Origin of the sequence: Amycolatopsis pigmentata (genome assembly GCF_042684065.1) — a bacterium.
In the GTDB taxonomy this organism is placed as follows: Bacteria; Actinomycetota; Actinomycetes; order Mycobacteriales; family Pseudonocardiaceae; genus Amycolatopsis_E; species Amycolatopsis_E pigmentata.
The window spans coordinates 416,772-442,498 of the sequence record NZ_JBHUKR010000004.1 but is presented as its reverse complement, the minus strand read 5'-3'; the positions used below and the strand labels follow the sequence as shown (position 1 = coordinate 442,498).

Below are 25,727 nucleotides of genomic sequence, written 5' to 3'. Positions count from 1 at the left end.
CCCCTGCACACGCCAACGAAACCCCAGATCATCCGTGCACACGGGTTCGGAAATCCACAGTCGCCTCGCGCCGGCGGTGGTGTCGGAAAAGGATCGGTTCCCAACATTGACAATTAATTGTCTATGTTGGGACTTCCCGCAATCCTCCCGCAATCCTCCCCTTGACATCCGAGCCGGATGCCCTTCTCAAGGACGCGTCGTCACGCGATTCTTTGATCATGAGTTCGCATCGTAGATGCACGCCCAACTCCCACATGGGACAGCGCGTGCTGAGCAAGCGGCAGGCCATGGATCCGCGTCGACCTGCTGATGGTCCTCTGGCTGGCGTGACCGTCAGAACGTGTCAACGCCGGGTCGGCGCCCTTCACGTTGAACATCGTTCGCTGCACTCCGGCTGGACGCTGGGGACACAAGAATCGAGGGAAGCGTGCGCTGGGCACCACTCTCACCAGACCATGACGCCGCCTGAACAAGCGCTTACCACCCAGGTTGTTCTGTCCGCCGAGCCCAGTCGGCAGTCAGCGTAGCCTGGTGGAGGTTGCCTTGTTCGGGGTTTGGCTCCTCGGCATCGTCGGCACTGTCGTGCCCTCACTGTGTTGGCTCGTCTACCGCATCCTTGTTCTCCGCCATCTTGCGCGTGCTCTCGACAAGGGACCCGAGCATGTGAAGGCCCTCGCCAACGCGATGAAAACAGCACTGCCGCCAGCCGAGCGCCGGCGGGATCCTCGGAACTGACCGAGTGACCGTTCGAGATCGACGTGCCCGGCGGTCAATCGCATCTGCTGCGATTGGCGGCACTTCCCCGACTCGCCGAAAAACGGGCGGATATGGTCTGAGCAGGTTGACCCGGCCCTCGGCCAGGGCTGGCTGGTCACCGCACGCGTCGTCTCCTGCAGCATCGCCTTCAGCCGCGCTGCGCCGCGACTAGCACGGGCCCACCCGGCACCGTGGGGAATTCCTGTTCATTCCGCAGGCCATACGCGGTGAGAGTCTTCGTGATCCGGTCGGCGTCGTAGGCGTTGCCGCCGTTGCGTACGGCGTGCCAGCCGGCGACGGCCTGACGCAAGGGGTCGGGGGCCGCCGGGTTGGTGCCCACGACGATCCAGGCGCCCGGCTTCAGAGCCTCGATCAGCCGTGGCAGGGCCTGGGTCAGGGCGGCCTCTGTCAGGAAGGGGGCGGGCAGCCAGACCATGTCGTAGGCGGCTTGCTCCGCCACGTCCGCGACATCGGCGTGCCGCAGCGTGACGCGCCCGGCGGCCTCGGTGCCAGCGTCGGCCAGTTCCCTGCGCGCCAGTTCCAGCACACGCTCCAAGACGTCGATGCCGACGATCTCGGCGTGGGGAAACGCCTCCGCCAGTGCCAGGGCCAGCGCCGCGATGCCGGTGCCGACGTCCAGAATGCGGCTGCCCGGTGCGTCCAGCCGGTCCGCGAGACCGGGCAGGGCGGGGACGACCTTGCTGGCGGCGGCGCGGCCGGTGCCAGCGGACGCGCGGCCCTGATTGCGCAGCACCTCGTCGTCCTGGTCCGCCCAGCCGCCAGCCTCGCCTTGGTCCCCCGCAGCCGCCGCTACCGCCTGGCGCAGCGAACTCAGACGCGCCTGCGCGGCGCTGCGGCTCGTCGGGCCGTCGGGGTACTGGTACGACCGGTGCAGAATCAGTGTGTCCCCGTCCCGCTGTATCAGCCCGACCGCTTCCAGCACGGCGGTGCGCTGCGGGTTAGCCGCCAGGACGTCGGCCAGCGGCTTCGTGGCGGCGTCGTCCAGGGTGGCGATCAGGGCCGCCAGCGCCCAGGTCAAGGCTTCCAAGGTGGTGGACGGGTCGTCGCTCAGGTCCAGCGAGAAGACGGAGGACGGAGTTGGCACGGACATGCGCAGACCTTTCCTGTCTGTGGGGCTTGCCAAGATCAGTAGTATTCCGCCAGGAGTTCACCTCAGCCCGGTGCCCGTCGGCATCGGGCCAGCCCGGTGTCCGTCAGCCAGCTCGAACTGGAATCGTTGAACGCACTCGGCCAACGAGAGAAACCACATCGGCGCTAACGATCGCCAGCATCAATCCACACCAGCTATCGGATCACCGCTGGTCGAGCCATTCATGATCCGCGTTATCCGGTCTTCGGTGAGCGGGGGTACGATTTTTACCGAGTGTTTACGAGTAACGCATCGTCATCGTCGTGAGGCCATTTTGTCGATAAGCGCCACGTTCTCAGCCGGTATTCCAACATTTCTTCGGCGGGGTCACCGAGATCGAAGGGCCGAGGTGGCGCCAGCCGCCGCAAGTGCGACAGCGGCGGCGAGCAGGCATGCCTGGATCGATCCGAGCGTTTCCCCGGTACCGCCGAGCAGTCCCATCACGGCGACCCCGACGAGCCCGCCGACTTGGCGGAGCGTGTTGAAGGCACCTGCCGCGATGCCGGCCTGAGTCGGGCCGGCGGCACTGAGCATCGCGGCGGTCACCGCGGGCACGACGAGCCCGATGCCCGCTCCCGCGACGAGCAGTGGGAGCAGGATCGCCGGGTACGAGTGATGCCCTGCGACCGCAGCGCTCCCACCGCAACCCATGATCGCCGCCGCGCACCCCGCGACGATCACGGTCCGCGTGTCCCTCCGGGTGCTCAAGCGTGCGGAGGCGAGGTTGCTGACACCGAGGCTCGCGGTCAGCGGCAGGAACGCCAGCCCTGTTGTCGCGGGCGAAAGCGCCCAGGCGTGCTGGAAGAACAGGCTCAGGGCGAAGATCAGCCCGTAGAAGGCGAAGTTGACGAGCGTGCCGGCCGCGGTCGCGGCGGAGAATCCGGTGCGGCGGAACAGGTTGGGCGGCAGCATCGGCGCTGCGCTCCGCCGTTCAACGAGCAGGAAGGCCACCAGGCTGAGCGCGAAGGTCGCGAGGCAACCCACAACGGGTGTCGCCGACCAGCCCAGCGTGCCCGCCTCGACCAGGCCCGCGGTAAGGGCGGCCAAGCCCGCGACGGCCAGCGCCTGTCCCGGCAGGTCGAGCCGGCGGCGGGCGACGCCCTCCGGTGTCCCGGACCCGGTTCGGGCCAGCGTGAGCGCCGTCCCGCCAAGTGGCACGTTGACCAGGAAGATGGCCCGCCAGCCGAGGTGTTCCACGAGCACGCCGCCCACGACCGGGCCGACCGCGAGGGCGAGGCTGCCGCCGAGTGCGGCCCAGAGGCCGACCGCCCGTGCGCGCGCGTGCTCGTCCGGGAACGCCGCCCGTACGACGGAAAGGGTCGCCGGCACGGCGAGTGCGCCGCCGACACCCTGCGCGATCCGCGAGAGGATCAGGATCGGTTGCGCCGGGGCGAGCGCGCATCCGAGTGAGGACAGCGTAAACACCACCATCCCCAGTCGGAACATCCTTCGGGCGCCGGTGGTATCGCTCAATGTGCCCCCGGTAAGCAGCAGGGCACCGAAGGACAGGGTGTATCCGTTGACCACCCATTCCAGCGTGACGAGGTCGCCGCCGAGATCGCGCCCGATCGCGGTGGTGGCAACGTTGACCACGCTCACGTCGAGATAGACCACGAAGGCGCCGAGGCACGCGGCGACGAACGACGCACGCGAATGTGTCATCAGCGTGCGCCCATGACGTTTCGGTCCGTCAGAGGGCGGTGAGTAGGGAGCTGGTAACGAAGCTCGCCTGCGATCGTGGCCACCTCGGACGTGGTGCACACGATCGCGCCCACACCGTTACCGGCCATGCGCCGGAAGGCCTCGCGACACCGGAGGAACGCGCCGCGGGCGTTGTTGCCGTCCGCGGTTCCGGTGACGATCGCGGTCTTGCCGGTGAAGCCGGCCTCGGACATGAACTTCCTCCTGCGGTTTCGCTGGTCGACTGCGGCTGCCGGTGGTTTCGTAAGGCCGCTCATCCAGGGTGTTGGGTCTGGTACCGGCCAACCAGACCGCGGTGTTCCTGGGTGTCGCGCACCCAGGAACCATTCGCGGTGCCGACGTAGAGTTGAAGCGTGGTCGGCGAGGAATTGGGTTCGTTCTTGAAGGCGCAGCGTGCGAAGGTGCAGCCGGATCCGGCGACACTGGCAGGTTCCGGCTACCGCCGGGTGAGCGGCTTGCGCCGCGAGGAGGTCGCGGTGCAAGCCGGGGTGAGTGTGGACTACTACGCCCGGCTGGAACAAGGACGCGAACGCCATCCCTCGCCACAGATGCTGGACGCGCTCAGCCGGGCGCTGGGCCTGGACGACGACGCCCGCAGCCACCTGTACCGGCTGGCCGGGCTGACACCGCCGAGCCCCGATCCAGGCGTCCGGGAAAAGGTCAGTCCCGAGTTGCTGCGGCTCATGGAGGCATGGCCCGCGACCCCGGCATACGTCGTCAACCGCACAATGGATCTGCTGGCGCACAACCAACTGGCCGAGGCACTGCATTCAGGCTTCGCCGAGGCGGACAACCTGATCAGGATGGCCTTCCTCGATCCTGCGGGCCGCGAGTTCTTCGCCGACTGGCAGCGCGCGGCCCATGCCTCGGTCGCCAACTTACGCGTGGCTGCCGGATACGACGCCCGCAATCCACGTCTGCTAGAACTGGTGAACGAGCTGAGCCGGCACAGTCCCCCCTTCCGAGAGCTGTGGAACCGGCACGACGTGCGCGGCAAGAGCCGAGAGCCGAAGGAATTCCAGCACCCGGACGTGGGGCGCCTGACGCTGACCTACGAGGCATTTGACGTGCGGAGCGCACCCGGACAACAGCTGATCGTGTACCACGCCGTGCAGGGCACACCCAGCGCCGAGGCCCTGACCCTGCTCGGCTCCATCGCCGCCACCCGCCGCACCATCCAGCCACGGAGCTGATCCTCATCGCATGGCGTGTAGCAGTATCGGGCGGCGCCGCTGTCGTGCGAGCCAGGTGCACAGATCGTCGACACTCCACGGGGAGTCGATCAACGGCAGTTGATCGACCAACCGCGCCACCACTGCACGTGATCGCCTACGATTCATCAACGTCCCCCTTCCGTACAAATAAGGACAATATCTCCCCATTCGCCTCCGCCAATCATCCTCCGCATGTGACCTAAGAACACCGCTGCTTTCTGCGTTACGGCCCACGCCGGGTGCACGACGATCTGGCCCGGGCTTGCGACGTGATCGAGAACGCGTCGCACCACCGTCCGCAATGGATTCGCGCGCCGTACGGAGTGTTCAGTGGCGCGTCGCTGTTGGCCGCTCGGCGGCTCGGGCTCACCCCGGTGTTGTGGACCTGCTGGGGCTACGACTGGACTCGCCGTGCCACCGGTGCTTCGGTGACGCGAACCGTGCTGAAGGATCTCCGCGGCGGCGGAACCATCCTGTTGCACGACTCCGATCACGCCGCAAGCGCCGGCTCGTGGCGCTCGGCGCTCGCCGCGCTCAACCCGATCCTCGACGCCTGTGCCGCACGCGGGCTGCGCGTGGGTCCCCTGGCCGAGCACACGGTAGGAGGGCGAGGACTGTGGCGGTCTGTGGCGGGCCTGTGTGGTACTACAGTGTTGTCGTAATTCTACAGTCGATGTAGTAGTTGAATACGGGGTAGCGGCCGGAAGCGGTGGCGTTTACCGGGGATCCCGTGACGGGCGCCGAGACGAAGGGTCGAAGTGGGTCGATGTCGGTTCTGACGTATCCGGAAATGATCGTGGTCGGTCTGCTGCAGGGGGTCAGCGAGCTGTTTCCGGTGTCCAGCCTCGGTCATAGTGTGCTGGTGCCGGCATTGGTCGGCGGGAGCTGGGCGCGGGATCTGGACATGTCCGCGAAGGGGTCACCGTATCTGGACACGCTGGTGGCCATGCATGTGGCCACGGCGGTGGCGTTGGTGGTCTTTTTCCGCCGGGACTGGGTGCGCATCATCGCACGCTGACCCCGTTCGCGATCTACTGCGTCATCGCCGGCCTGGGTTGCCTGGCCTACTTCAGTCTCGCCTGATCCTGGCGCGGGCGGGGCCGGTGTCCCGCCCGGCCGGTATCGGTGGCCGCGGCGACACGGTTCGCGGTCGCGCCCTGGGCCTGCTCGATGCCGTCGTGAAGGTCCGCGGCGCTGTCGAGGGCGGTTTGCGCGGAAAGCACGGTGATGCCGAGGACCAGCGCGCTCAGCAGGGCGGCGGGGACGCGGGCCGGCGTCTGGTGCCCGGCGGGGTTGTTCAGCAGGGCGGAGACGCGGCGGGGGACCGGGCCGCTGGTGGCGGCGAGGGCGAAGCCGTGCTGGGGCTGGCCGGCGAGCGCGGCCTTGGCCACCGCGTGCGCGACGACGGTTCGGTCACCGACGTGGTGGGCGGCGGTTTCGTCGGCCCAGCGTTCGAGGGCGAATCCGGTGGCCGTGGCGAGCGGGCGCAGCAACGGGTTGAGCGTGGTGGATGCCATCAGCGCCATGAGGAACAGGTGGTGGCGCGAGGCCAGGTGCGCGCGTTCGTGGGCCAGCAGCGCGCGCTGTTCGTCCGGGTGGAGGGCGGCCAGCATGCCGCTGGACACCACGATGCGGCCGCCTCGTCCGGGTGCGGCGAACGCCAGCGGCTCGGCCCCGGCGAGCACCAGCACCTCGCCGTCGCGGTGACCGTCGTGGGCGTCGAGTTCGCGCGTGAGCCGCCGTGTCCAGCGCAGGTAACGGATGACCGTACGGGCCAGCAGAACGGTCAGCGCGGCGAGCGCGATCCCGGCGGCGATCGAGACGGGGATGCCGACGCCTTCCTGTTCACGGAAGGTTTGCGGTGACAGGTGCCCGACCGCGGCGACGAACGGGACCTGGGGCAGCCCGGCCAGGGCAAGCAGGGCAAGAGCTGCGGTGCTGCCCGCGGCGAGGACGAGACAGGAACCGGTGAGCAGCCGGCTCGCTGTCCGCGGTGGGAGCCGAGGCGCCACGAACCGCGCCACCGGCCAGGCCGCCAGCGGCAGCACCAGTGGCACCATGATGTCCGGTGTCATCGGGCGTGGTCTTCGCCGTCGCCGTGGAGCAGCGCACGAAGCGTTGCTTCGTCCGACTTCGACAGGCGCGTGACGAACCGGGCCAGGACGCTGCCCCGGTCGGGCTCGCCGTCGAGTACTTTCGCCATCTTCCGCGCCGCCATCCCGGCTTCGTCGTCGATGGCGTGATAACGGAACGAGCGCCCGTGCTTTTCGCGGCTGGCGATGCCTTTGTCGTGCAACCGGGTCAGGATGGTCACCACGGTCGTGTACGCGAGGTCACCCCGCAGTCTCGCCTGCACCTCCGACGGCGACAACGGCCCGGCGGAATTCCCCAGCACGGCAAGGACCTCGGCTTCCAGCGCACCGGGGGCACGCCGCACCGGTTCTTCTCGCCGATCCCGCATAACCGTCAATCTACACGGCTGTCGTATCAGGGGAGCCGCAATGGGCCTGTGTGACAAGAACCCTCGTTCCGACGGCGGCCATCGGCCGGCCCTGCCGCGGCGGTGTGACCGCGAGCTTCAGGAGTCCTTCCTGACGGGGGCGGGTGCGGCGTGGGGGACGGCGTGGCCGGGGTCGTGGGCGCGTGGGACGACCGCGCCATTGGGCCGCTGTGGCCGCCCGGTGCGTCGGTCGAGGGGATAGGGCAGCGATGGGAGTGACTGCCGGTGGAGGTGGCGGCTCTGGCCGGCGACCAGGACGACGAGCAGACCGAACAGTGCGGCGGATCCCCAGAGGGTGCCCCAGCCCAGGCCGCCGTCATCGGCGGGTTTGGTCAGTGCGTCGCCGCCGGCCGCGCCCAGTGGACGGGTGAGGATGAACGCCAGCCAGAACAACACTGTGGTGTTGATGGGGGTCCAGTAGTGGGCGGCCACGATGAGCACCATGATCGCGGTGATGAGCAGGAAAGCGCCGCGGAATCCCAGGCCGGTGTCGTCGGAGAGCCAGTCGCCGCTGGCGGTACCGAGCGTGTTGGAGACCAGGATCGCGATCCAGTACAGGACTTCGCCCTTGCGGCTGGCGATGTTCTCCACATCGTAGGTCTGCCCGGTGCGCCACCAGGCCAGGAACACCAGTGCCAGCAGGCTGGTGAGGATGATCGCGCCCCAGCCGTAGCCGACACCATTGGCGGCGCTGCCGTGGCCGGGTCCGCGGTCGAGGAAGTCCGACATCTCGGTGCCGACCATGCTGGTCCCGAGGACGACCGCCCAGAACAGTGCCGAGTGGAAACGGCGGGCCCGGATTTGGAGGGCCAGCACGACCAGGAAATAGCCCAGGAATATCAACTCGGTGGTGACGTAACCGGTCTTGAGGGTGATGCCGAACAGATCACCCGCGGTCTCGCCCAGCGTCACCGCGACGATTTTGATCCCCCAGAACAGCACGGTCACGTGCGGCAGTTTGCGGAGCACACGGTGGTCCTGCTTGTCCATAGTGGACGTATTCGATGCGGTGGACCCGTTCGAAGGCATCGTTCTCCCAAGGAACGTCGGATTGGTGCGGGCTGTCCTACGGTCCGGCGCGGCCGTCACCGCGACAGAGGCTGGTCCGGCGGCCAGGCGGGGGAGGCAGGCAGGACCACGGTGTCCGTCTCGGTGGACCCGGCGGCCGTGGCGTGCGCTGAGGGCTGTTGGACATCGCGGCGGGTGATGGCCAGGTAGGTGACGAAGCCGACGATGGCCAGAGTGAGGGCGAGGGTGACCGGCCCGTCACCGAGACCGAGGCCGCCTGCCGTGGTGGGTTTGCCGAGCCAGTCGGCGAAGGACGCGCCGAGGGGACGGGTGATGACGTAGGCGAACCAGAACGCGAAGATCGGGTTCCAGCCGCCGAAGCGGTAGCCGAGGATCGGAATGCTGATCACGACGGCGAACAGCACGGCGGACAGCAGATAGCCCAGGTGCAGCGTCATCGCGGTGAGATCCCCGGCGGCGGTGCCCAGGGCGAAGGTGGCCACGACGGCGGCCCAGTAGAACGCTTCACGACGGACGCTGTCGACGGTGTGGATAGACAGGGTTTTCTCGGTGCGCTGCCAGAGCAGGAACACCGCGGCGAGCGCGGCGAGGGAGAACGTGGTCGAGATCGGGTAGGGCACACCGAGGCCGACGTGCATCACGTCGGCGGCCATGGTGCCGAAGACGCCGACCATGACAACGGCGAGCCAGTACGCGGGCGCGGTGTAGCGGCGCCGGGTGAACTGCCAGATCAGGGCCGCCACAAAGCCGGAGAAGCCGATGCCCACGGCGATGACGGGATCGATCGTGTTGACCAGAAAGTCCGATGCGGACTCGCCCATGGCCGTGGAGAGGGATTTGACGATCCAGAAGTAGGCCGTGATGCCCGGGACGCGGAGCAGGCCGTGGCGTGCGCTGGTCGGGATGGTGCGGTCGCTCATCGCGGGTATGTCGTCCTCTGTCGTCTTGGGGCGCGCGGTACCCCGGCCTACCCTTGACCTGGCGGTGGGGCCAGGATGTTCCGGTCGGCGCGCCGGGGTCCGTCGGCGTGATGATGTCGGCGATCTACAACCCTGTAGAAGCCCCGGTCAAATCCCTGTAGTGTTCCGGCTTCCTCCGATGTCGGCAGGCACACCACTCCGCTTCGTGGCGCTGCCCTACACTGGCGTGGAAATACTACGTGATTGTAGAAGACGGCGGTGTCCCGCCGCTGGAGGTCGCATGAACCCCTTGAGTGCCACGTCCTGGCTGGCCACACTCGGCGCGGCCGGGGTGTTCGTGGTCCTGTTCGCCGAAACCGGGCTGTTGATCGGGTTTTTCCTGCCCGGCGACTCGCTCCTGTTCACCGCCGGGTTGTTCTGCACCACGAGCACCACGGCGGTCGTGCACCTGTCCCTGCCCCTGGTCCTGCTGGCCGCGGTGGCAGGTGCGCTCACCGGCGCGCAAGCCGGGTTCGTCCTCGGACGCCGAGGCGGCCGGCCACTGCTGGCGCGGGCGGGTAATCGGCATCTGCATCGGGGTATCGAACGCGCCGAGGAATTGCTTGAGCGTTATGGCTACGCGAAAGCGATCGTGCTCGCCCGGTTCATCCCCGTGGTGCGCACGGTGCTCAATCCACTGGCCGGGATTCTCGATGTCCCCGGCCGGACTTTCCTGCTCTGGCAAGCCGTCGGCGGTCTGGTGTGGGCGATCGGGGTGACGCTGGCCGGTTACCTGCTCGGCGCGAGCATCCCGGGCATCGACCAGTACCTTTTGCCCATTATCGCCGTGATCGTGGTGCTGTCCCTGCTGCCGATGCTGCTGGAACTGCGGCGCAGCCGCCGACGCACTCCCTCCGCGCGATGATCGCGGCCATCACCGAGCGGCAGAGCACACCACCCGCCATCACCGCGACCACCGCACCGGTTCGAATGACCCGTCCTCGCGGGCCGGCTTGCGCAGTGGCGAACGCGACGACAGCGACCACGGGAATCGTCACCCAGGAACTCCCCAGGTTCGTCAGCGCCGCGGCGACGGCGACGAGCACACTCTGCCGGTGCACCAGGACCCACTCGTGCAGACCACGATCCAGGCCACCACCCCAAGGGACCAGGTTCGTCGCGATCGCGAGGAGGGCGAAACCACGACTGCCACCAGCGCCACAATGCCGGGCCGGCGCCAGCCACGACCGACGATGACCAACCCTCAACCTCTCGTGCACAAGCCTCAAAGGGACGAGCCGACAGTGAACCAGTTTCTACATTGATGTAGAAACCATACCTGGTCACCCGCGACGGCTGGCGATCGTGCGACTTGCGGCGTACGCACTACGCCGGAAGTCGTGCACCGGGCCCGTGAAGATCGCTCCTCGGACCGTCGCTCCCGCGCTCGAGCCGACCGTAGGCTCCGGCGACGGCAATTCCCGGAAGGACGAGAACGTTCATGATCGAAGCACGAGCGGTGTCCAAGCGCTATGGCGACAAGGTCGCCGTGGAGGACCTCACGTTCACGGTGAAACCCGGCGTGGTGACCGGTTTTCTCGGCCCGAACGGCGCGGGGAAATCCACCACCATCCGGATGATCATGGGTTTGGACGCGCCCACGTCCGGCTCGGTCACGGTCAACGGCAAGCCTTACCGGAAGCACGCAGCGCCACTCCGCGAAGTGGGGGCGCTGCTGGAGGCGAAGGCGGTCCACACCGGACGGTCGGCCTACAATCATCTGCTGGCCCTTGCGTTGAGCACCGGTATTCCGCGCCGGCGGGTCGACGAGGTGATTGAACTCGTGGGGCTGGGCAATGTCGCCCGCAAACGGGTGGGCGGGTTCTCCCTCGGTATGGGGCAGCGCCTCGGGGTCGCCGCCGCGCTGCTCGGCGATCCGGCGACCCTGGTGCTCGACGAACCGGTCAACGGCCTGGACCCGCAGGGCATCCTCTGGATCCGGAATCTGTTGCGCGGTTTGGCCTCCGAGGGTCGCACCGTGTTCGTCTCCTCGCACCTGATGAGCGAAATGGCGTTGACGGCCGAGCACCTGATCGTGATCGGCAAGGGCCGGCTCATCGCCGACACCTCGGTCAAGGAATTCATCCAGCGCGCCTCGAGCAAAGTCGTGCGCGTCCGCACGCCGGAAGCCGGCCGGCTGCGTGACCAGCTCACCGGGCCGGATGTCGGTGTCACTGACCTGGCGCCCGAAGTGCTGGAAGTCAGTGGGCTCGACAGCGCGGAGATCGGTCGCGTCGCGTGCCGCGAAGCCATCCCGCTCGAAGAACTCACCCCGGTCCAGGCCTCTTTGGAAGAAGCCTTCATGGAACTCACCGACAACGCCCTCGAATACCGGGTCACCCCGGCGGCACAGGAAAGGCCCGCGTCATGACGACCACCACCTCCCCGGTCACGACCGGCGACGCGCCGTCCCCCGGCGTGCCGCTGCCGGGCGATCTCAAGGTCACCCCGGTCCGGATGCTGCGCTCGGAATGGCTGAAGTTCCGCTCGGTTCGGTCGTCTCCGGTGGCAGTCACCGTGGCCGTGATCGGCATGATCGCGCTCGGCTGGATCTTCTCGGCCGCCGACGCGAGCCGCTGGCCGGTCATGCGGCCCCAGGCCAAGCTGCGCTTCGACCCCACCGACGTGAGCATCCGCGGTTACGTCCTGGCGCAGCTGGTGATCGGCGTGCTGGGCGTGCTCATCGTCTCCGGCGAATACGGCACCGGGATGATCCGCGCGACCTTCTCGGCCGTCCCGACCAGGACTCCGGTGCTGTGGGCGAAACTCGTCATCTTCGCCGTCGTGTCCTTCGTCGTGGGCACCCTCAGTTCGTTCGCCGCGTTCCTTGGCGGACAGGCGTTTCTCAGCTCCCAGCACATCGAGACGACCCTGTCGGCGCCGGGCGTGTTCCGCGCGGTGTTCGGCGTGGGCCTCTACCTGACCGTGGTGGGCATGCTCGGCGTCGCGCTCGGCTGGCTGATCCGGCACACCGCCGGGGCGATCGCCACCCTCTTCGGCCTGCTGCTGGTGCTGCCCGGAATCGCCGAGGCACTGCCGGACAGTTGGGCGCCGCACATCGTGCCGTACCTGCCGAGCAACGCGGGGCAGGCGTTGATCACGGTTCACCCGGACGCGGCCATGCTCGCGCCGTGGACCGGATTCGCCGTGTTCTGCGCGTACGTCGCCGTTGCGCTGGTGGCCGCGTTCATCCTGCTTCAGCGCCGCGACGCCTGACCGGCAGGGGATGATGGCGGGGTGAGTGACGCGGACTCGGCGTGGCCGGTCTCCGAGCATGGCCTGGTCAGCGGGCTGCCCGCGGCCGAGCGGCTGCTGGCGTGGGCCCAGCGTCATCCCGGCGCCACGGACGTGCTGCTGGCGTGCGCGCTGCTGCCGCTGGCGCTGTTCGTCGAGCACCGCGGGGTGGCACCGGCAGCCCGCCCGCTCCTGTTCGGAACGGGCGTGCTGCTGGTGTCGACGCTGGCGTTCCGCCGCCGTCACCCCTTGGCGACCCTGGCCGCCGCCTGTGCGTTAGCCCTGGTCCACGGGTTCTTCGGGCCGACTTTCGCGCCGGTGGTGATCGCCGTGCTAGTCGCGGTGTACACCGTCGGCGCGTATTCCCCACGGCGGCGGGCGCTGACGGCGTTGACCGCCCTTGGCGTGCTGCTGGCGGTGGTGGTCTTTCGTGGCGACGAGATCGGCGAGTCTCTGGCCCGGTTCGTGTTCGCCTCCGCCGTCGTCGTCGCGGCGTTCGTGCTCGGGGTGAACGTCCGGATGCGCCGGGTGTATTTGGCGTCGCTGCGGGACCGGGCGCTGCGGGCCGAGCGCGAGCGCGACCAGCAGGCACAAATCGCGGCGGCGCGCGAACGGGCGATCATCGCCCGGGAGATGCACGACATCGTCGCGCACAACCTCTCGGTGATGATCGCCCTTGCCGACGGCGCCGCGTACGCCGCGCGAACCGATGCCGCCGCCGCGGAAACCGCATCGCTGCACGTCTCCTCGACCGGACGGCAGGCACTCGAGGAGATGCACCGACTGCTCGGCGTGCTGCGCGACAACAGCGGTGAAAGCCCCCGTACGCCGCAACCCGGCGTCGCCCAGATCGACGAACTCGTCACCCAGGTGCGCACGACCGGCCTCCCCACATCGTGGACGATCACCGGTGAGCGGTTTCCGCTCTCCCCGACAGCCGGGCTCGCGCTCTACCGCATCGCCCAGGAAGCGCTCACCAACGTGCTCAAACACGCCCTCGCGCCCTCGGCGGCGCGCATTCGCCTGGCCTATGCCGACCCGGTGGTCACCCTCGAAATCGACGACGACGGAGCCTGCCCCAGCGACGCCACCGCCCCGTCGGCCGGGCACGGGCTGGCCGGGATGCGGGAGCGTGTCGCCGTTTTCGGCGGCGAGGTCACCGCCGGGCCGCGGCCCGGCGGTGGCTGGCGGGTCACCGCGCGGCTCGAACCAGGACGAGTCTCGCCGGACACGGGGTCGGTGGGCGGCGCGTGATCACCATCCTGCTTGTCGACGACGAACCCTTGCTGCGCCTGGGTTTCCGGCTGGTCCTGGAATCCCAGCCGGACTTCACCGTGGTCGGCGAAGCCGCCGACGGCGCAACCGCGGTCAGCCGCACCGCGGAACTCGACCCCGATGTCGTCGTGATGGACGTCCGCATGCCCGGCATGGACGGAATCGAAGCCACCCGCGAGATCGTCCGCTCGCACCCCCGCTCCCGGGTCCTGATCCTGACCACGTTCGATATCGACGAGTACGCCTTCCCCGGCCTCAAAGCCGGTGCCAGCGGATTCCTGCTCAAAAACGTGCCACCCGAGGACCTGATCTCCGCGATCCGGACCGTCGCCGCCGGCGACGCGGTCGTCGCGCCGACCGTCACCCGGCGACTCCTCAACGCCATGGCCGACCGGCTCCCCGACACCGGCCGGGCAGACGAGCCCCCAGCCACCACCGGACGCGGCCTGGAACGACTCACCGAGCGCGAACGGGAAGTCCTCACCCAACTCGCCCACGGACTCTCCAACGCCGAAATCGCCGAACAACTTGTCCTCTCGGAGGCCACCGTCAAAACCCACGTCGGCCGCATCCTCAACAAACTCGAACTACGCGACCGCGTCCAAGCCGTCGTCCTCGCCTACGACATCGGACTGGTGCGCCCGGCGTGACCCGGGCCTCCACCCCACGTCACCGTTCCAGTACGGCTTCTTGGGTAACAGGGCGCTGAGCCTGTCGGCGTTCTGATCCTCTCACGGCATGACGAAATGAATCAGGGTACAGGCCGGCTCCAACAATGGGGGTTGATGACGTAGCCGAAGTTGCGTTCGACCCAGGTGAGGGTGGTGGGTCGTAGCCAGTGGGTGGAGATCTGCTGGGTGGCTACCCAGGGCAGGTGGGTGCCCAGGCGGGTCCAGAGGTGGTCGTAGCGGCGCCTGGTGATCGGCTGTCCGGTGCGGTAGCGGAGCAGTTGTCCGGTGTGAGGTGGGTGGCGGTCGTTCGCGTGTTGTTGGAGGTGCGCCATCAGTGTGGGGGAGACCGGTTGCCAGCGAACGGTTTCGCCTTTTCGCGGAGGAAGATCAGGCATTGGGCGGGGTCGAGGTCCTGTGGCCGTAGGGCGAGTGCGCCGCCGCGGCGGCACGCGGTTTCGGTGTGCAGTCGCAGTAGGAGGGTGTCGAGGGCCGGGTCGTTGCCGGTGGTGGCCGCGGTGTGGTTGATCTCGGCGAGCCGGTCGTTGGCGACGGCGCGTCGTGTGGAGGGCAGTCGTGGGGGTTTGGGGACTTTGCGGGCGGGGTTGTCGGCGGGTGTGATGAGGCGGTCGTCTTCGGCGTGGCGGTAGAGGCAGCGGAGGGCGGCGATGAGGTGTTCGCCTGCGCTCCGCCGCGGGCGTTGCGGCGGGCGACGACGTTGGTCCTGACGTGTTCGACGAGGTGTTTGATCTGTGAGGGTGTCGGCTCGTCGAGTCGGCGGTGGCCCCAGTGCTCGTTGATGCGGTTCCAGTAGGAGGTGTAGACGCGGCGGGTGCCTTCGGAGACCGCGTCGGACACGACCGGGATGTATTCGGCGAAGGTCGGCAACGGTGTCCGGGGGACCGGTTGGTTGATGAGGTCGTGGGCGGTGATGCCCATCCGGGTGAGGAGGAGTCGGGCGGCGTCGAGGTCGGCGGCCCGGTCGGGTGGTGTGTTGTCGTGTGGGGGTGTCATGCGGGGTCACCGCCCAGCAGGGTTGCGTGGGTCTGGGCGAGCAAGGTGTCGAGCACGGTCGGTGGGTGCACCAGCAGTACGCCCCGGTCGGGGTAGGCGGCGAGGAACACCCGCTCTCCGGGGGAGAGGCTGCAGCATTTGCGCACCGGGGCCGGGAGCCGCAGGTGTCCCTGACTGGTCATGCCGAATACGCCACTGGGGTCGGTGCTGATGAGGAGCACGCCGTGAGTGACGCTGATGGCCAAGGGGGTACCGGCCACCCAGCGCAGAGCGCCGAACACGGCGCGGTCGGCGACCCGTCCACGGCAGTCCACCGCTGCCAGCCCGTACACCGCCGTCCCCACACGCGGGGTGGGAACCGTGGGTAACGGCAACGGCTGCCGGGCGGCCGATGGGGAGGGCCCGTCCTGGATCCGGGTCGTGGGGAGAGCGCTCGGGTTGATCACAGCGTCGGTCACGCCGACCACCCCCACCACAGGCACAGTGAGGACCCACAGAACGCCGGTTCAGGGTGTTGGAGTGCGTTCGAGCACTGATACGTAAGATGTGGCAGGCATGCCACGAAAGTGTGTCCGAGGACGGAGTTGCGCACTAACCACCCGTCTGTACCTGTGAAACGCGGTGTGGGCGCCCGTAGGGTAATTAGAGTGTCCAAGCGAACGGTCCCAGATGTCGGCGGTATCCTTCCGGATCTGGCTGCTCTTGGACCTGATCGAACGGTGCCTGGCTCCTGCGGGTGCGGACGGCGGTCCTTCCAACCATGGTTCGGGCTTCCGCTGATCCCGTCCACACCTGCGTTCGGCGGGACCGGCACTGCCGATCTTCGCAGACGCGGGCGGCCTGACCACAAGTTCGGGTAGTGGGCGCGTACTGGTCCTGCAATCGTTGATGTAAATTCAACCCGTGTCAACGATTACATGGGACAGTTCCAGGAAGCTAATGCAAGCAGGGTCGGCGGTCGCGCATCCATTTCGTGATTCCTTCCCTGAGTTCGATCTCGACCTAGCTTACGCGGTGGACATCCGGCTCGACGACCTAGAGGTCGCCCTACGCGCTGCGCTGAATGATGCAAAATTTGACCATATTGCGGAGCGTTACGCTGAATTAACCGTCTGCTATGGCACGCCACTTAGTGGTGTTGCTCGATCGGAGGACGAAGCAGGCGCCGTTGATGCATACTCCATTCGTTCTGGCACCTCGGCTTTGTCGATCGAAGTTGAGATAATTCTTCAAAAGGCGTCGACTCCGCAGCAACTCCTCGCTGCGACATCATCGTTGATTGAGCGCGCGGGGTTCATAGTTACTGAGTCTTCTCTTCGTTTTGGCGAATCCTGCGAGGCGGCATGCCTAGAACTTGCCGCCACACGGCCGGCTACAATCCAGGACGTAGCCATGCTTGCCCAGTCGCTTCGACGCGTCTCGCTTGGTATATCGTTGACCGATAGGGATGTGATTGGTCTTCACCTTGAGGTTCTTGCGTCTCGTGGTCAGGTGCTCCTTGGCGCACCCGAGTCCGAACTATTCGACGCCAAGGAGATCCCCTACCGACTTGACTCCGATGAGGCGCGTCTGGAATTTGCCCTGGATATCGGGTCTTTCGCAAATAGCGACGCTGGTGGCGTAATCGTGCTTGGAGCCGTCACAAAGAAGGATCGATATCGCCAAGATCTGGTTACACAGGTCAACGGATTTGATCCAGGCAACTTTAGCCTCGATTTCGAGAGATGTCGAGCAGTCTTCAAAAACCTAATATTCCCGCCCCCTTCGGGAATTGAACTTGAAATTGTTGCACTTACCCAGAACCGACACCTCGGGGTAGTACTCGTTCCTCCGCAGCGAGATCGCGATAGGCCATTCCTCGTTCGTAGATCGACTCTGAAGAACGGTAGGGGGGTCCAGAACTCCTTCTGCATCCCTATACGTAAAGGTGACAGTAAAACGTATCTAAGCGTGGAAGAAATTCATCGCCAGTTCCATCGGTAGCCAATCTGGTCTGTCACGCGTTCATATGAGCGTCAGCGTCCTGTAGCCAGCGACTTCAACTGGTCGGCGAGCCCAGGGGAGGCGTAGGTCTTCAGAACGTCCAAACGCGCCGGGCAAACGCTGAGCTCTGGGCAGACAAGTGGTATCAGAACTCGTAGAACCTTCGTCAGATGTGTCACCGGCAGCGCGCTGAGCGCACCTTTCGCTCCGAACGCCACTGTTGCGCCTAAAGTTTCTGCGACGAAGATAGGAAATCCTATCATAATCAGTCCCGCCCGAACAGATTTGTGCGCATATTTGGCATAGGTTCCGGGATCCAATCCTTTCGCCGTCTTATCTATACTCACGCACAGACTGTGGCCACGCTTGCCCACTCGCCGGTACCACGGAACCTTATCGAGTAAACGATTCGCAAGCCGGACGTAAAAGCCGTTCTCGTCGAACACGAAAGCAATAAGATCGGCTGATGCTTGTGAAGGCTCGCGGGACAAATAATCCTTGTTGCTGCGACGGCGTTCGCGAGCGGTGTCTTGTTTCGATTTCGATTGCTGCCGCGACGGCGAATCGATTGGGTTGGTGGGAGATGTCGGGGGCCGATGGTATGGCATTGTAGGTACGGTTCTACCCGGGGCTTGTCTTTGGGGTGAGGTACGGACAACAGTGGGCTTTCCTCTCTGGCGATCTGACGTCTTGCCACACTGGCGTCCACGCTCTGACGTGTAATAGTGACGCCTCCTGCAGTAAGGACAGTCGTACTGATTTCTTGGCGGTCGTTTTCGAGCGGTCATCCGTAACAGGTTAGGAACCCGACTCCTCCTGGTCACTAGACCGTTCTGGTCGATACCGCCACACTTCTTGTTGCTCCCGGGGCGTGTGACTAGTCCTTGTGAGGTACGCTGTCCGCTCGAACGGAGCAAAATTCCTCTGGATCTCGAAGTTGCCGTCCGGGCCGAGCGCCCTCGATCACTGGCCTCACCGAACGAAGGCGAATGCCGACGCGGCTTGTACCCTGGGGATGCCGGCTGGACGGTTGGTCTGCCGGCGGTGTGCGTGATCTTCAAAGTAGGTGCTCGCATCGGTGAAATTCAAACAATACTCTGATACCAGAGGCCACTGTTGGCGCCCGTGAGGTGACCTTGTACTATAGGCGGTCGACGCTACTGCGTGAATGGGGGCAAAAGGCATGCCGCTTCTTCAGCGAGAAGCTGTTAGTCGCGCTGTTAGTAATGTTGCTAACTGGGGTGACACAGACGTTTTTCCGCTTCCGGTCGAGAACCATGTTATGCACGACTTCGGACCTAAAGTAGAAGAGCTCTTAATCAACGTTTCGCAAGAATTTGATAGTCGGCTGAATGCTGAACCTGTAGCCAGTTACTCTACACTGGCGCCGGTGGGCTATATGGGTTTCCGATGGGCAACCCAAATTGACCCCATGTGGAACGCGCATCTCCTAAGTCTCGTGATTTCACTTGCGGACAAGATCGAAAACATACGCATACCGGAAAGTGCAGAATGCGTATTTTCTTATCGATATCGCGGCGATCCAGGTGAAGGTTTATTCGCGCAGGAGAGTTGGAAGAAATTTCAGGTCAGGACGCGAACCTTGGCTGACCAAAATCAATATGTTGTCGCTGTTGACATTGCAGACTTCTATTCTCGAGTTTACCATCACCGGCTCGAAAATTCGTTGCGTAACGTCGATTCTGGTGGCGCAATCACGCGCCAAATAATGGCAATTCTTTCGAAATTGTCAAACAATACTTCCTATGGCTTGCCTGTCGGCGGTCCCGCTGCGCGAATTCTGGCTGAATTGGTGTTGCATCGGGTAGACAAGTTGCTGTTGGCAGAGCCATCGACTCGCAACTTCTGTCGATATGCTGACGACTACAGGTTCTTTGTTTCGGACCTACCGTCGGCGTACCGCGCAATTGGTTTCCTTTCCGAGAAGCTACTGCGCAACGAAGGCTTGTCATTGCAGAAGAGTAAAACAAGAATCATGACGTCGGCCGAGTACCTTTCGACGCTAGATCCGCCCGACGCTCCCGAGGGGAGTGCAGCACGGTTCTTAGGCTTACACCTGCATTACGACCCCTATTCAGCTACTGCCGACGAAGATTATGAGCGATTAAAAGGTCAAATTGAGCAATTCGATATCCTGGGTCTTCTTCGGGCGGAACTAGGGAAGGGGCGCGTGCACAGTGCGCTCACCCGGCGTTTGATTTCAGCGCTCAGCTACCTCGATGAGCTGCCAAGGCGTCAGGCCGTTCTTTCTCTCCTGGAGAACATCGAGACGCTATCTCCTGTAGTGCCGCAGGTCATGATGGCGTTACGTTCCACAATTGAAGAGATTTCAGATCACGAGTTCACAGAGTATATCCATGAGCAAGTGAGAGACCTTATTCTACGATCCCACTATATAGCGAAGGTTGACCTGAATCTGGCTTTTATGATCCGTACCCTGGCGACTCGGAAGTCTAATGAGAACGAGCAACTTTTAATCCAATTGTATAATTCGTCTCACGGCTTTGGTAATAGTCCGGCGCCGATTATACAGCGAGACATTATTCTTACACTCGCGCGATGGCGTCCGAATTATTGGATCAGTGACCAAAAGAATTATATCAGCACGGCGCATCCGTGGGCTAAGCGCGCGTTTTTGATCGCATCGTATGCGCTGGGTGACGAGGGTAGACATTGGAGGGATGCCAATAAGCCTCCGGAAGGTACTTTTGATCGAATAGTTCGAGATTGGGCGGCTAGTCGTGTGAGCGACTCGAAGTGGGAGGTGCCGATTTGATATCGGTCGGGAACTTTGCGCGCCACTCGTCCGTTTGGTCGGCAGTCACCCCCACTCTTGATGAAGTTGTTAGGCTGGCTAATTCGGATAAGTCGTCGCTGGGGCGCGCCGTGCCGAGCTTGTCGCAGCCCGCACGTCATTCGCTGATCGCTGAGACAGCCTTTTTGCTAGCGAAAGAGAGGACATCGGTAACTAAACGTGGAAACACGGAGGTCGAAGATTCTGCGAGGAAATTTCTCGTTCAGCTACCGAGGTCGGAGAAACTTGGAGACCCGCTCGACGATTTAGAATGGTGGGAGGTCAACGAGATTTGCGACAAGATAATGTCGTACACGCATTGGATGTCGAATGTAGAGTTTAGCCCGGTGGTTCCTGGGTGTGGCGTGGTCGACGAAGCAGTTGCCGATGTCGCCATTCAGTTTCAATTAATCGAAATAAAGGCCGTAAACCGACCATTCAAAGCGCTGGATCTTCGACAGCTGCTTACCTATGTAGCAATGTTCTACGCTAAGGGGCGCAACTTCGAGAACGTTACGCTTCTAAACCCGCGACTCGGCGACCTTTTTTCTATATCGCTAGATAGCTTGTGTGCGGGCGCGAGCGGAAAAGCTGCCGTCGAAGTCTTGCAAGACTTGATCGAGTGGATGACTGGATTGCAGGTATCGGCTTGAAGTGAGCTTGACTAGTTAGTAGTTTGTGGCGTGGTATTGCTGGTATTTCCTTTAAACAGGCAGGACGAAGGTTCCTTTGGATCGCAGCGTGCAGACGAGCCCGCGTAGTCGTAGTTCTTCGATCGCGCGCCGAGCCGTGCCGAGTGAAACGCCGTACTCGTTTGCGAGGCGGGGTTCTGCTGGTAGTCGTTTGTTCGGCGGTATTTCGCCCCCAATGATCATGCGCGCGAGGTGATCAGCCAGCATTTCGTAGCGGTAGCGCAGGGGATTGCCGTTGAGGTCGAACTCGCGGGAGTTCCATCCCCGTGTCTCGTCAGCGATCGAGTCCGTATCGGGCGCGACGCCAGGGTTCGGCTCACCAGGTGACGACCCGTCATCGTGCGTGCTGGCGTTTCGTGGCGGCTCGCAATCGTCAATCCGGTTGAGAACAGTGTTACTTTCGAGCTCAAAGAGTTCACGGTAGTGGGTTGGGCGCGGTGCTCGACTCAGGCATACCTCGCAGGGCATACCAGTTACTTCGTTGAGAAATTCGAGTTCTGCTAGGTTGAACCGCTTGCTACATAGTGCAGCCAAGTGACCGTTCGTGATTTCGTGATGGTCGACCTCAAAGAGGTGGACCATTCGCTCTCGTTCGCCGACCGTTCCTTGCCGGGGGCGGGCCATCACAAGCGTCGTCATCTAAGAAGCTCCCTCGTCGTGGGTGGGTGGGTGTAGGTGGTGAAGACGAAGATCAGCTTTCCGACGACAGACGGCAGCGGGGATGACATGAGTAGGCCATGGTCGGGCCGTATGGCGGCGGGACGCGGTGAGGCCCGAGAAGCGACGGCAGGGCCAGGCTCGGAGCGTTCGGCAGTGGGCCGGCGCTGTCCTGCCCCGTCCCCCTGTGGCTGATTCGGGACAGGTTGGTTGGGACGGGTGAATGGGTCGCCGACCTGGGAATTCGTGTGCCGTTGGAGCATGGGACGGCGTGCGAGAGGCTGTCCCGCGCGTCCCGTATACGTGTCCGGGCGCCTAAGACAGGGACGCTTGTCAGGGACGGACGGGGAGTCGGTGTTCTGTCGTTATCCTGGACCGCTGGCTAGTAGGTGACGTGTGACACACTGAAATCATGTCCGTATCAGCGCGTGAACAGCTCGACCGGCCAACGGGCCGGTTCCGTACTGTGCTTGAGCAGAAGATCAGGGAGCGCCGGTTGACGCTCGAAGAGTTTGTCGAATTCGCCGAGGTCTTCGCCCGTGAGCATGGCGAGCGCGGCACGCTGAGCTATCGGCATCTGAAACGGCTGGTTGCTGGTCGCGGGACGAAGGGGGCGCCGTTGGGTGAGCTTCGACCGGCGAACGCGCGGCTGCTCGAAAGGATCTTCGGACTCAGCGTTGACGATCTCTTGAAACCTCCTGAGGAGTCATCCGGGGAGCAGGCCGAGACCAGGCGAGGTTCGGTACTGCGTCGGGTCGACCGGCCGAAGGAAGCGGAGGCGGCTCGGCCCGCTGTGACCCTGGGGTCAGCTTTCGAGTGGTTGGACCAGCGCGCGGGGTGGATTCCGGACACCGCGCGGCGGAAGGTCAGCGCGCGGGCGGGGAAATCGGACCCGGGCAGCACGCTCGATCGGCGGGCTCGGCGTGCCCGCGTCGGCCGTGGTGAGGTTGCGCGTGCCCTGTGGAGCTACTACGGCGATCAGCTACCGGGGCACGAGCCGTATCGAGTGCGGTGCGACGGTCGGCTGATGTCGACGAGTGTGGTCACCCGGCCTGGCTGGCTCGATCTTGCGTGTCCGCTCACTGCCGAGCATGAGCGGTTGGAGCTGGTCAGCACGGAGCACGGCAGCGGGATGCTCGACGACATCGGGGCGCGGCGTGCGGTGGACCGACTTGCCGAGGCGGTCGCGTTGGGCGTGCGGGTGACCGATTCGCAGGTCTACCGGCTGCTGGACATCGGTGTGGAGCAGGGCTCATTGTCGGGTGCGCTCGGCGTGGCGCCGTTCATCGAGTACGCGCTGACGGCGGATCTGCTCGAAGGCGAGTTGGTCGACGCGTTGGCCACGGTCGGCGAGGTTCGGCGTGACGAGTTGCCGCTACGCGGCCGGTACCTACCGGATCTGAATTCGGTCTTCGACGTGTCGGGGCGGTTGTGCGCCGGGGGCGCGCTGGCGTTGTGTGCGATTGCCCGACCGGCCGACCCGTACCGGGGCAAGGCCGATTACGCGCTTCTGGTGCAGGAGCGATCCGGGAGCGTGCTCAACTCGGCGGGCCGACTGTCGGTGATCCCGAAGGCGTTCCATCAGCCGTTGAAGGACGTTCGCGCGGACGTGTCGATCCGGTCGACGTTGCTGCGGGAGATGGAAGAAGAGTTGTTCGGGCGTAGCGAGGTGGACAGCACGCTCGGCGGGCAGCGCGCGGCTGCGCCGATGCATCCACACCGGTTGTCCGAACCGATGCGGTGGCTGATGGAACAACCCGACCGGTTGAGGATCGAGTGCACGGGGTTCGGGCTCAACCTGGTCAGCGGCAACTACGAGTTCGCCGGGCTCATCGTGATCGAGGACGAGGAGTTTTGGCCGCTCTACGGCGGACACGTCGAGGCCAACTGGGAGTCGGCCGGACTGCGGGTCTACTCCAGTTTGGACCGTGAGCTGACCGGCCAGTTGGCCACGGACGAGACCTGGAGCAACGAAGGGCTTTTCGCGCTGCTGCAAGGGTTTCGGCGGCTTGCGGAGATCGGCGGGGAGCGCGTCAACCTGCCGGTCGTCGATCTGGACGAGTTACGCGGATGACGGCCAGCGGACCGTGATCACGACGGCATCCGTGATCGCTTCCCAGGAGTGATCGATGCCCGGTCCCCACATGACGTAATCGCCCTGCCGTTGCATGGTGACGCTGCCCTCGGTGAGGTCAATCCGGAACGTGCCTTGGACGAGCAGCAGTAGAGTCGTCCGCTGGTCGTCGGATGTCCAGTCGGGGCGCTTGTCTCCGGCCGGATGGATGCCCCACTTGACCTCAACGTCCTTCGTCGAGCGGACATCGTCGGGCGGGTTGATGAAGTGGCCGACGAGCCACCCCCGCGTGTCTAGGCCGTCGTCGGCGGCGTTGCCGCTGTGCCACTGGGCGCCCACTACGAAATCTCCCATTCGATCGTCGGCAGGTTCACCCGGTCCCCGCCGATCCTTTCGAGCCGCCGCAAGCCCTGGAGCAGGGCGAATAGTCCTTCGTTGCTCCACGCTACATCGCTGATCAACTCGGTCAGCAGGGGCCGGTCGAGGGTCGAGTACTGCCGGAGCGTCGAGGACTCCCAGTTGGCCTCGATCACCCCGCCGTAGCGCGTCCAGAACTGCTCGTCGTCGATGACGATGAGAGCGGGAAACTCGTAGTTGCCGCTGACCAGGTTCAGCCCCAAGCCGGTGCACTCGATTCTCAGCCGGCCGGGTTCTTCCATCAGCCAGCGCATCGGTTCGGACAGGCGGCTCGGGTGCATTGGGTCGGCAACGCGCTGATGGGACACCGTGTTGTCGATGTCGTCGCGGCCGAACAACTCTTCTTCCATCTCGCGGCGAAGCGTCGCGCCGATCCGAGCGTCCGCGCGGTAGTCGGTCAGCGGTTGGTGGAAGCCCTTCGGGATGACGGCCAGTTGGCGCGCGGCGTTGACGACGTGGGCGGACCGTTCCTGCATCAGGAGCACGTAATCCGCCGGGCCGCGAAACGGGTCGGCCGGGCGGGCGATGGCGCAGAGAGCGAGGGTTCCCCCGGCACACAGTCGGTTTGAGACGTCGAGGACGGCCGAGACGTCAGGTAGGTGCCGGTCGCGGAGCGGGGACGAGCCGGGCTGGGGGAGCTGGCCGGCGGCGAGGGAGTCGACCAACTCGCCTTCGAGCAGGTCCATGGTCAGTGCGTACCGGATGAAGCGGCTGATGCCAAGAGAACCGCTGATCGTGCCGTGGCCAACGTCGATACCGGTGAGCCGGTACAGCGGCATGTCCACGAGACGTGTTCTGAGGGCGAGTGTTTCGGCGAGGCGTTGGGCCGCGCGTCCGGCGGCTTGGTCGTCGAGGGTGAGGTCCTGCTCTGCGGCGCCGGACAGCGTGAGGCTGTCGTGGCCGACGATCAGCGGGCACTCGAGGTCGAGCCATTCGGGACGCGTGAGGATGCTGGTTACGGCGTCGGGGCCGACGTGCCGGGCGGTGTAGTAGCCGAAACCATCGGGGTGGTGCGGGTAGTACTGCCGGAGAGCGTCTGCGACCTGGCGCTGATTGACTCGGCTTCGGCGGGCTGCTCGGTCTTTCAGTTCGTGGACGTCAAGGCTGGCGAGCCGTGCGGCGACGTCGCGTCGAGCTGATCCGGCGGGCCAGCCGGTGTGTTTGTCGAGCCAGTCAAGCGCGGCGCTGATGCTCGGGTCGGCGCTGAGCCGCTGCTCGGCGTCGGTGGCCTTGGTGGCTTGCGCTGGAGGTTCGGGGTTTCCGACCAGCGCGGCGAAGCGCTCTTTCGCGGCTGGTGGCGCTTGCTCGAAGGCTGTGTCGAGAAGCTGTTGCATCTCGGATTTCGGGCGCAGGGTTGGTTTTTGATGCCATGCGGCAACGGTACGGACGCCGATGCCCAAGTGTTCGGCGAAGGATTCGTTGCTCAGCCGTAAAGCGGCTTGCAGCGCGCACGCCGTTTGACTCGTCCAGCCGCTCACCAAATTCATGTCGTCGTGGCCCCCGAAATGACGTTATGCATTGGACCTGCACTGGTTCTGCACGCGATCTGCGCTGGTGATGCATGGGTTCCGGGCCGGATTCGCAGTGGA

25 protein-coding genes and 1 pseudogene are annotated in these 25,727 nt (G+C 64.9%); 12 read left to right on the top strand and 14 right to left on the bottom strand.

Going from position 1 to position 25,727, the window contains the following annotated elements:
* Window positions 1–904 precede the first annotated feature (904 nt).
* The 3 genes from ACFSXZ_RS03800 to ACFSXZ_RS03790 form a co-directional block, all read right to left on the bottom strand.
* Window positions 905–1,867, bottom strand: coding sequence for a class I SAM-dependent methyltransferase (locus tag ACFSXZ_RS03800; protein WP_378261248.1), 963 nt, complete (start codon window positions 1,865–1,867; stop codon window positions 905–907).
* 366 nt (window positions 1,868–2,233) lie between these two features.
* Complete coding sequence (locus tag ACFSXZ_RS03795; RefSeq protein WP_378261246.1) at window positions 2,234–3,568, bottom strand: MFS transporter; 1,335 nt, start codon at window positions 3,566–3,568, stop codon at window positions 2,234–2,236.
* Complete coding sequence (locus ACFSXZ_RS03790; protein WP_378261244.1) at window positions 3,568–3,801, bottom strand: hypothetical protein; 234 nt, start codon at window positions 3,799–3,801, stop codon at window positions 3,568–3,570. Before ACFSXZ_RS03790 ends, ACFSXZ_RS03795 begins: the two co-directional genes overlap by 1 nt.
* A gap of 159 nt (window positions 3,802–3,960) precedes the next feature.
* On the opposite strand from ACFSXZ_RS03790, the gene ACFSXZ_RS03785 reads away from it, so the two are divergent.
* The 3 genes and pseudogenes from ACFSXZ_RS03785 to ACFSXZ_RS03775 form a co-directional block, all read left to right on the top strand.
* Entirely contained in the window at window positions 3,961–4,800 is an 840-nt protein-coding gene (locus tag ACFSXZ_RS03785; protein WP_378261243.1) for a helix-turn-helix transcriptional regulator, read from the top strand.
* A gap of 239 nt (window positions 4,801–5,039) precedes the next feature.
* Window positions 5,040–5,483 (top strand): polysaccharide deacetylase family protein, encoded by a 444-nt coding sequence (locus ACFSXZ_RS03780; RefSeq protein WP_378262743.1) that lies wholly within the window; start codon window positions 5,040–5,042, stop codon window positions 5,481–5,483.
* Between the two features lie 104 nt (window positions 5,484–5,587).
* Window positions 5,588–5,830, top strand: a pseudogene (locus ACFSXZ_RS03775) (undecaprenyl-diphosphate phosphatase); the annotation flags it as partial.
* Between the two features lie 55 nt (window positions 5,831–5,885).
* Here the strand turns inward: ACFSXZ_RS03775 and ACFSXZ_RS03770 are convergent.
* From ACFSXZ_RS03770 to ACFSXZ_RS03755, 4 genes are all read right to left on the bottom strand, one after another.
* Complete coding sequence (locus tag ACFSXZ_RS03770; protein WP_378261241.1) at window positions 5,886–6,896, bottom strand: M56 family metallopeptidase; 1,011 nt, start codon at window positions 6,894–6,896, stop codon at window positions 5,886–5,888.
* Complete coding sequence (locus ACFSXZ_RS03765; protein WP_378261239.1) at window positions 6,893–7,282, bottom strand: BlaI/MecI/CopY family transcriptional regulator; 390 nt, start codon at window positions 7,280–7,282, stop codon at window positions 6,893–6,895. Before ACFSXZ_RS03765 ends, ACFSXZ_RS03770 begins: the two co-directional genes overlap by 4 nt.
* Before the next feature lie 117 nt (window positions 7,283–7,399).
* Window positions 7,400–8,311, bottom strand: a complete 912-nt coding sequence (locus tag ACFSXZ_RS03760) for a COG4705 family protein (protein ID WP_378261237.1) — start codon at window positions 8,309–8,311, stop codon at window positions 7,400–7,402.
* 95 nt (window positions 8,312–8,406) lie between these two features.
* On the bottom strand, window positions 8,407–9,270 hold the full coding sequence (locus ACFSXZ_RS03755) for a COG4705 family protein (RefSeq protein ID WP_378261235.1): 864 nt from the start codon (window positions 9,268–9,270) through the stop codon (window positions 8,407–8,409).
* 280 nt (window positions 9,271–9,550) lie between these two features.
* Between ACFSXZ_RS03755 and ACFSXZ_RS03750 the strand changes: the two genes are divergently transcribed.
* The 5 genes from ACFSXZ_RS03750 to ACFSXZ_RS03730 all read left to right on the top strand — a co-directional run bounded on the left by ACFSXZ_RS03750 (window position 9,551) and on the right by ACFSXZ_RS03730 (window position 14,468).
* Window positions 9,551–10,174 carry a DedA family protein gene (locus ACFSXZ_RS03750; RefSeq protein WP_378261233.1) on the top strand — a complete coding sequence of 208 codons (624 nt, stop codon included), beginning with the start codon at window positions 9,551–9,553 and terminating at the stop codon, window positions 10,172–10,174.
* A 576-nt stretch (window positions 10,175–10,750) separates the two neighbouring features.
* Window positions 10,751–11,680 (top strand): ABC transporter ATP-binding protein, encoded by a 930-nt coding sequence (locus tag ACFSXZ_RS03745; protein WP_378261231.1) that lies wholly within the window; start codon window positions 10,751–10,753, stop codon window positions 11,678–11,680.
* On the top strand, window positions 11,677–12,525 hold the full coding sequence (locus ACFSXZ_RS03740) for an ABC transporter permease subunit (RefSeq protein ID WP_378261229.1): 849 nt from the start codon (window positions 11,677–11,679) through the stop codon (window positions 12,523–12,525). The genes ACFSXZ_RS03745 and ACFSXZ_RS03740 overlap by 4 nt, the downstream gene beginning before the upstream one ends.
* A 21-nt stretch (window positions 12,526–12,546) precedes the next feature.
* Entirely contained in the window at window positions 12,547–13,797 is a 1,251-nt protein-coding gene (locus ACFSXZ_RS03735) for a sensor histidine kinase (protein ID WP_378261227.1), read from the top strand.
* Complete coding sequence (locus tag ACFSXZ_RS03730) at window positions 13,794–14,468, top strand: response regulator (RefSeq protein ID WP_378261225.1); 675 nt, start codon at window positions 13,794–13,796, stop codon at window positions 14,466–14,468. Before ACFSXZ_RS03735 ends, ACFSXZ_RS03730 begins: the two co-directional genes overlap by 4 nt.
* Before the next feature lie 101 nt (window positions 14,469–14,569).
* On the opposite strand, the gene ACFSXZ_RS03725 is transcribed toward ACFSXZ_RS03730, so the two are convergent.
* Genes ACFSXZ_RS03725 through ACFSXZ_RS03715 form a run of 3 tightly spaced genes read right to left on the bottom strand, consistent with a single transcriptional unit; the run spans window position 14,570 to window position 15,958 of the window.
* Window positions 14,570–14,821 (bottom strand): hypothetical protein, encoded by a 252-nt coding sequence (locus ACFSXZ_RS03725; protein ID WP_378261223.1) that lies wholly within the window; start codon window positions 14,819–14,821, stop codon window positions 14,570–14,572.
* A 55-nt stretch (window positions 14,822–14,876) separates the two neighbouring features.
* Window positions 14,877–15,500 (bottom strand): hypothetical protein, encoded by a 624-nt coding sequence (locus tag ACFSXZ_RS03720; RefSeq protein WP_378261221.1) that lies wholly within the window; start codon window positions 15,498–15,500, stop codon window positions 14,877–14,879.
* Window positions 15,497–15,958 carry an AbrB/MazE/SpoVT family DNA-binding domain-containing protein gene (locus ACFSXZ_RS03715; RefSeq protein WP_378261219.1) on the bottom strand — a complete coding sequence of 154 codons (462 nt, stop codon included), beginning with the start codon at window positions 15,956–15,958 and terminating at the stop codon, window positions 15,497–15,499. Before ACFSXZ_RS03715 ends, ACFSXZ_RS03720 begins: the two co-directional genes overlap by 4 nt.
* Window positions 15,959–16,403: 445 nt before the next feature.
* Here ACFSXZ_RS03715 and ACFSXZ_RS03710 point away from each other — a divergent pair, with 445 nt between their 5' ends.
* Complete coding sequence (locus ACFSXZ_RS03710) at window positions 16,404–17,483, top strand: hypothetical protein (RefSeq protein WP_378261217.1); 1,080 nt, start codon at window positions 16,404–16,406, stop codon at window positions 17,481–17,483.
* Between the two features lie 32 nt (window positions 17,484–17,515).
* On the opposite strand, the gene ACFSXZ_RS03705 is transcribed toward ACFSXZ_RS03710, so the two are convergent.
* Window positions 17,516–18,091 (bottom strand): hypothetical protein, encoded by a 576-nt coding sequence (locus tag ACFSXZ_RS03705; RefSeq protein WP_378261216.1) that lies wholly within the window; start codon window positions 18,089–18,091, stop codon window positions 17,516–17,518.
* A gap of 560 nt (window positions 18,092–18,651) precedes the next feature.
* Between ACFSXZ_RS03705 and ACFSXZ_RS03700 the strand changes: the two genes are divergently transcribed.
* Both ACFSXZ_RS03700 and ACFSXZ_RS03695 read left to right on the top strand, forming a co-directional pair.
* Entirely contained in the window at window positions 18,652–20,280 is a 1,629-nt protein-coding gene (locus tag ACFSXZ_RS03700) for an RNA-directed DNA polymerase (protein ID WP_378261214.1), read from the top strand.
* Window positions 20,262–20,951, top strand: a complete 690-nt coding sequence (locus tag ACFSXZ_RS03695) for a hypothetical protein (RefSeq protein WP_378261212.1) — start codon at window positions 20,262–20,264, stop codon at window positions 20,949–20,951. The genes ACFSXZ_RS03700 and ACFSXZ_RS03695 overlap by 19 nt, the downstream gene beginning before the upstream one ends.
* A 51-nt stretch (window positions 20,952–21,002) precedes the next feature.
* Here ACFSXZ_RS03695 and ACFSXZ_RS03690 read toward each other — a convergent pair whose 3' ends face one another.
* Window positions 21,003–21,629, bottom strand: coding sequence for a winged helix-turn-helix domain-containing protein (locus ACFSXZ_RS03690; RefSeq protein ID WP_378261210.1), 627 nt, complete (start codon window positions 21,627–21,629; stop codon window positions 21,003–21,005).
* 430 nt (window positions 21,630–22,059) lie between these two features.
* Between ACFSXZ_RS03690 and ACFSXZ_RS03685 the strand changes: the two genes are divergently transcribed.
* Window positions 22,060–23,721, top strand: a complete 1,662-nt coding sequence (locus ACFSXZ_RS03685) for a transcriptional regulator (protein WP_378261208.1) — start codon at window positions 22,060–22,062, stop codon at window positions 23,719–23,721.
* Here the strand turns inward: ACFSXZ_RS03685 and ACFSXZ_RS03680 are convergent.
* On the bottom strand, window positions 23,710–24,075 hold the full coding sequence (locus ACFSXZ_RS03680) for a signal peptidase I (RefSeq protein WP_378261206.1): 366 nt from the start codon (window positions 24,073–24,075) through the stop codon (window positions 23,710–23,712). The two genes, ACFSXZ_RS03685 and ACFSXZ_RS03680, sit on opposite strands and share 12 nt — an antisense overlap.
* Window positions 24,060–25,625, bottom strand: a complete 1,566-nt coding sequence (locus ACFSXZ_RS03675; protein ID WP_378261204.1) for a transcriptional regulator — start codon at window positions 25,623–25,625, stop codon at window positions 24,060–24,062. The genes ACFSXZ_RS03680 and ACFSXZ_RS03675 overlap by 16 nt, the downstream gene beginning before the upstream one ends.
* Between the last annotated feature and the right edge of the window lie 102 nt (window positions 25,626–25,727).

What these genes read in the sequence shown, in the direction of transcription:
- ACFSXZ_RS03800 (WP_378261248.1), bottom strand. Translation starts at nt 1,867, where the DNA reads ATGTCCGTGCCAACTCCGTCCTCCGTCTTCTCGCTGGACCTGAGCGAC.
- ACFSXZ_RS03795 (WP_378261246.1), bottom strand. Translation starts at nt 3,568, where the DNA reads ATGACACATTCGCGTGCGTCGTTCGTCGCCGCGTGCCTCGGCGCCTTC.
- ACFSXZ_RS03790 (WP_378261244.1), bottom strand. Translation starts at nt 3,801, where the DNA reads ATGTCCGAGGCCGGCTTCACCGGCAAGACCGCGATCGTCACCGGAACC.
- ACFSXZ_RS03770 (WP_378261241.1), bottom strand. Translation starts at nt 6,896, where the DNA reads ATGACACCGGACATCATGGTGCCACTGGTGCTGCCGCTGGCGGCCTGG.
- ACFSXZ_RS03765 (WP_378261239.1), bottom strand. Translation starts at nt 7,282, where the DNA reads ATGCGGGATCGGCGAGAAGAACCGGTGCGGCGTGCCCCCGGTGCGCTG.
- ACFSXZ_RS03760 (WP_378261237.1), bottom strand. Translation starts at nt 8,311, where the DNA reads ATGGACAAGCAGGACCACCGTGTGCTCCGCAAACTGCCGCACGTGACC.
- ACFSXZ_RS03755 (WP_378261235.1), bottom strand. Translation starts at nt 9,270, where the DNA reads ATGAGCGACCGCACCATCCCGACCAGCGCACGCCACGGCCTGCTCCGC.
- ACFSXZ_RS03750 (WP_378261233.1), top strand. Translation starts at nt 9,551, where the DNA reads ATGAACCCCTTGAGTGCCACGTCCTGGCTGGCCACACTCGGCGCGGCC.
- ACFSXZ_RS03745 (WP_378261231.1), top strand. Translation starts at nt 10,751, where the DNA reads ATGATCGAAGCACGAGCGGTGTCCAAGCGCTATGGCGACAAGGTCGCC.
- ACFSXZ_RS03740 (WP_378261229.1), top strand. Translation starts at nt 11,677, where the DNA reads ATGACGACCACCACCTCCCCGGTCACGACCGGCGACGCGCCGTCCCCC.
- ACFSXZ_RS03725 (WP_378261223.1), bottom strand. Translation starts at nt 14,821, where the DNA reads ATGGCGCACCTCCAACAACACGCGAACGACCGCCACCCACCTCACACC.
- ACFSXZ_RS03720 (WP_378261221.1), bottom strand. Translation starts at nt 15,500, where the DNA reads ATGACACCCCCACACGACAACACACCACCCGACCGGGCCGCCGACCTC.
- ACFSXZ_RS03705 (WP_378261216.1), bottom strand. Translation starts at nt 18,091, where the DNA reads ATGCCATACCATCGGCCCCCGACATCTCCCACCAACCCAATCGATTCG.
- ACFSXZ_RS03700 (WP_378261214.1), top strand. Translation starts at nt 18,652, where the DNA reads ATGGGGGCAAAAGGCATGCCGCTTCTTCAGCGAGAAGCTGTTAGTCGC.
- ACFSXZ_RS03690 (WP_378261210.1), bottom strand. Translation starts at nt 21,629, where the DNA reads ATGACGACGCTTGTGATGGCCCGCCCCCGGCAAGGAACGGTCGGCGAA.
- ACFSXZ_RS03685 (WP_378261208.1), top strand. Translation starts at nt 22,060, where the DNA reads ATGTCCGTATCAGCGCGTGAACAGCTCGACCGGCCAACGGGCCGGTTC.
- ACFSXZ_RS03680 (WP_378261206.1), bottom strand. Translation starts at nt 24,075, where the DNA reads ATGGGAGATTTCGTAGTGGGCGCCCAGTGGCACAGCGGCAACGCCGCC.
- ACFSXZ_RS03675 (WP_378261204.1), bottom strand. Translation starts at nt 25,625, where the DNA reads ATGAATTTGGTGAGCGGCTGGACGAGTCAAACGGCGTGCGCGCTGCAA.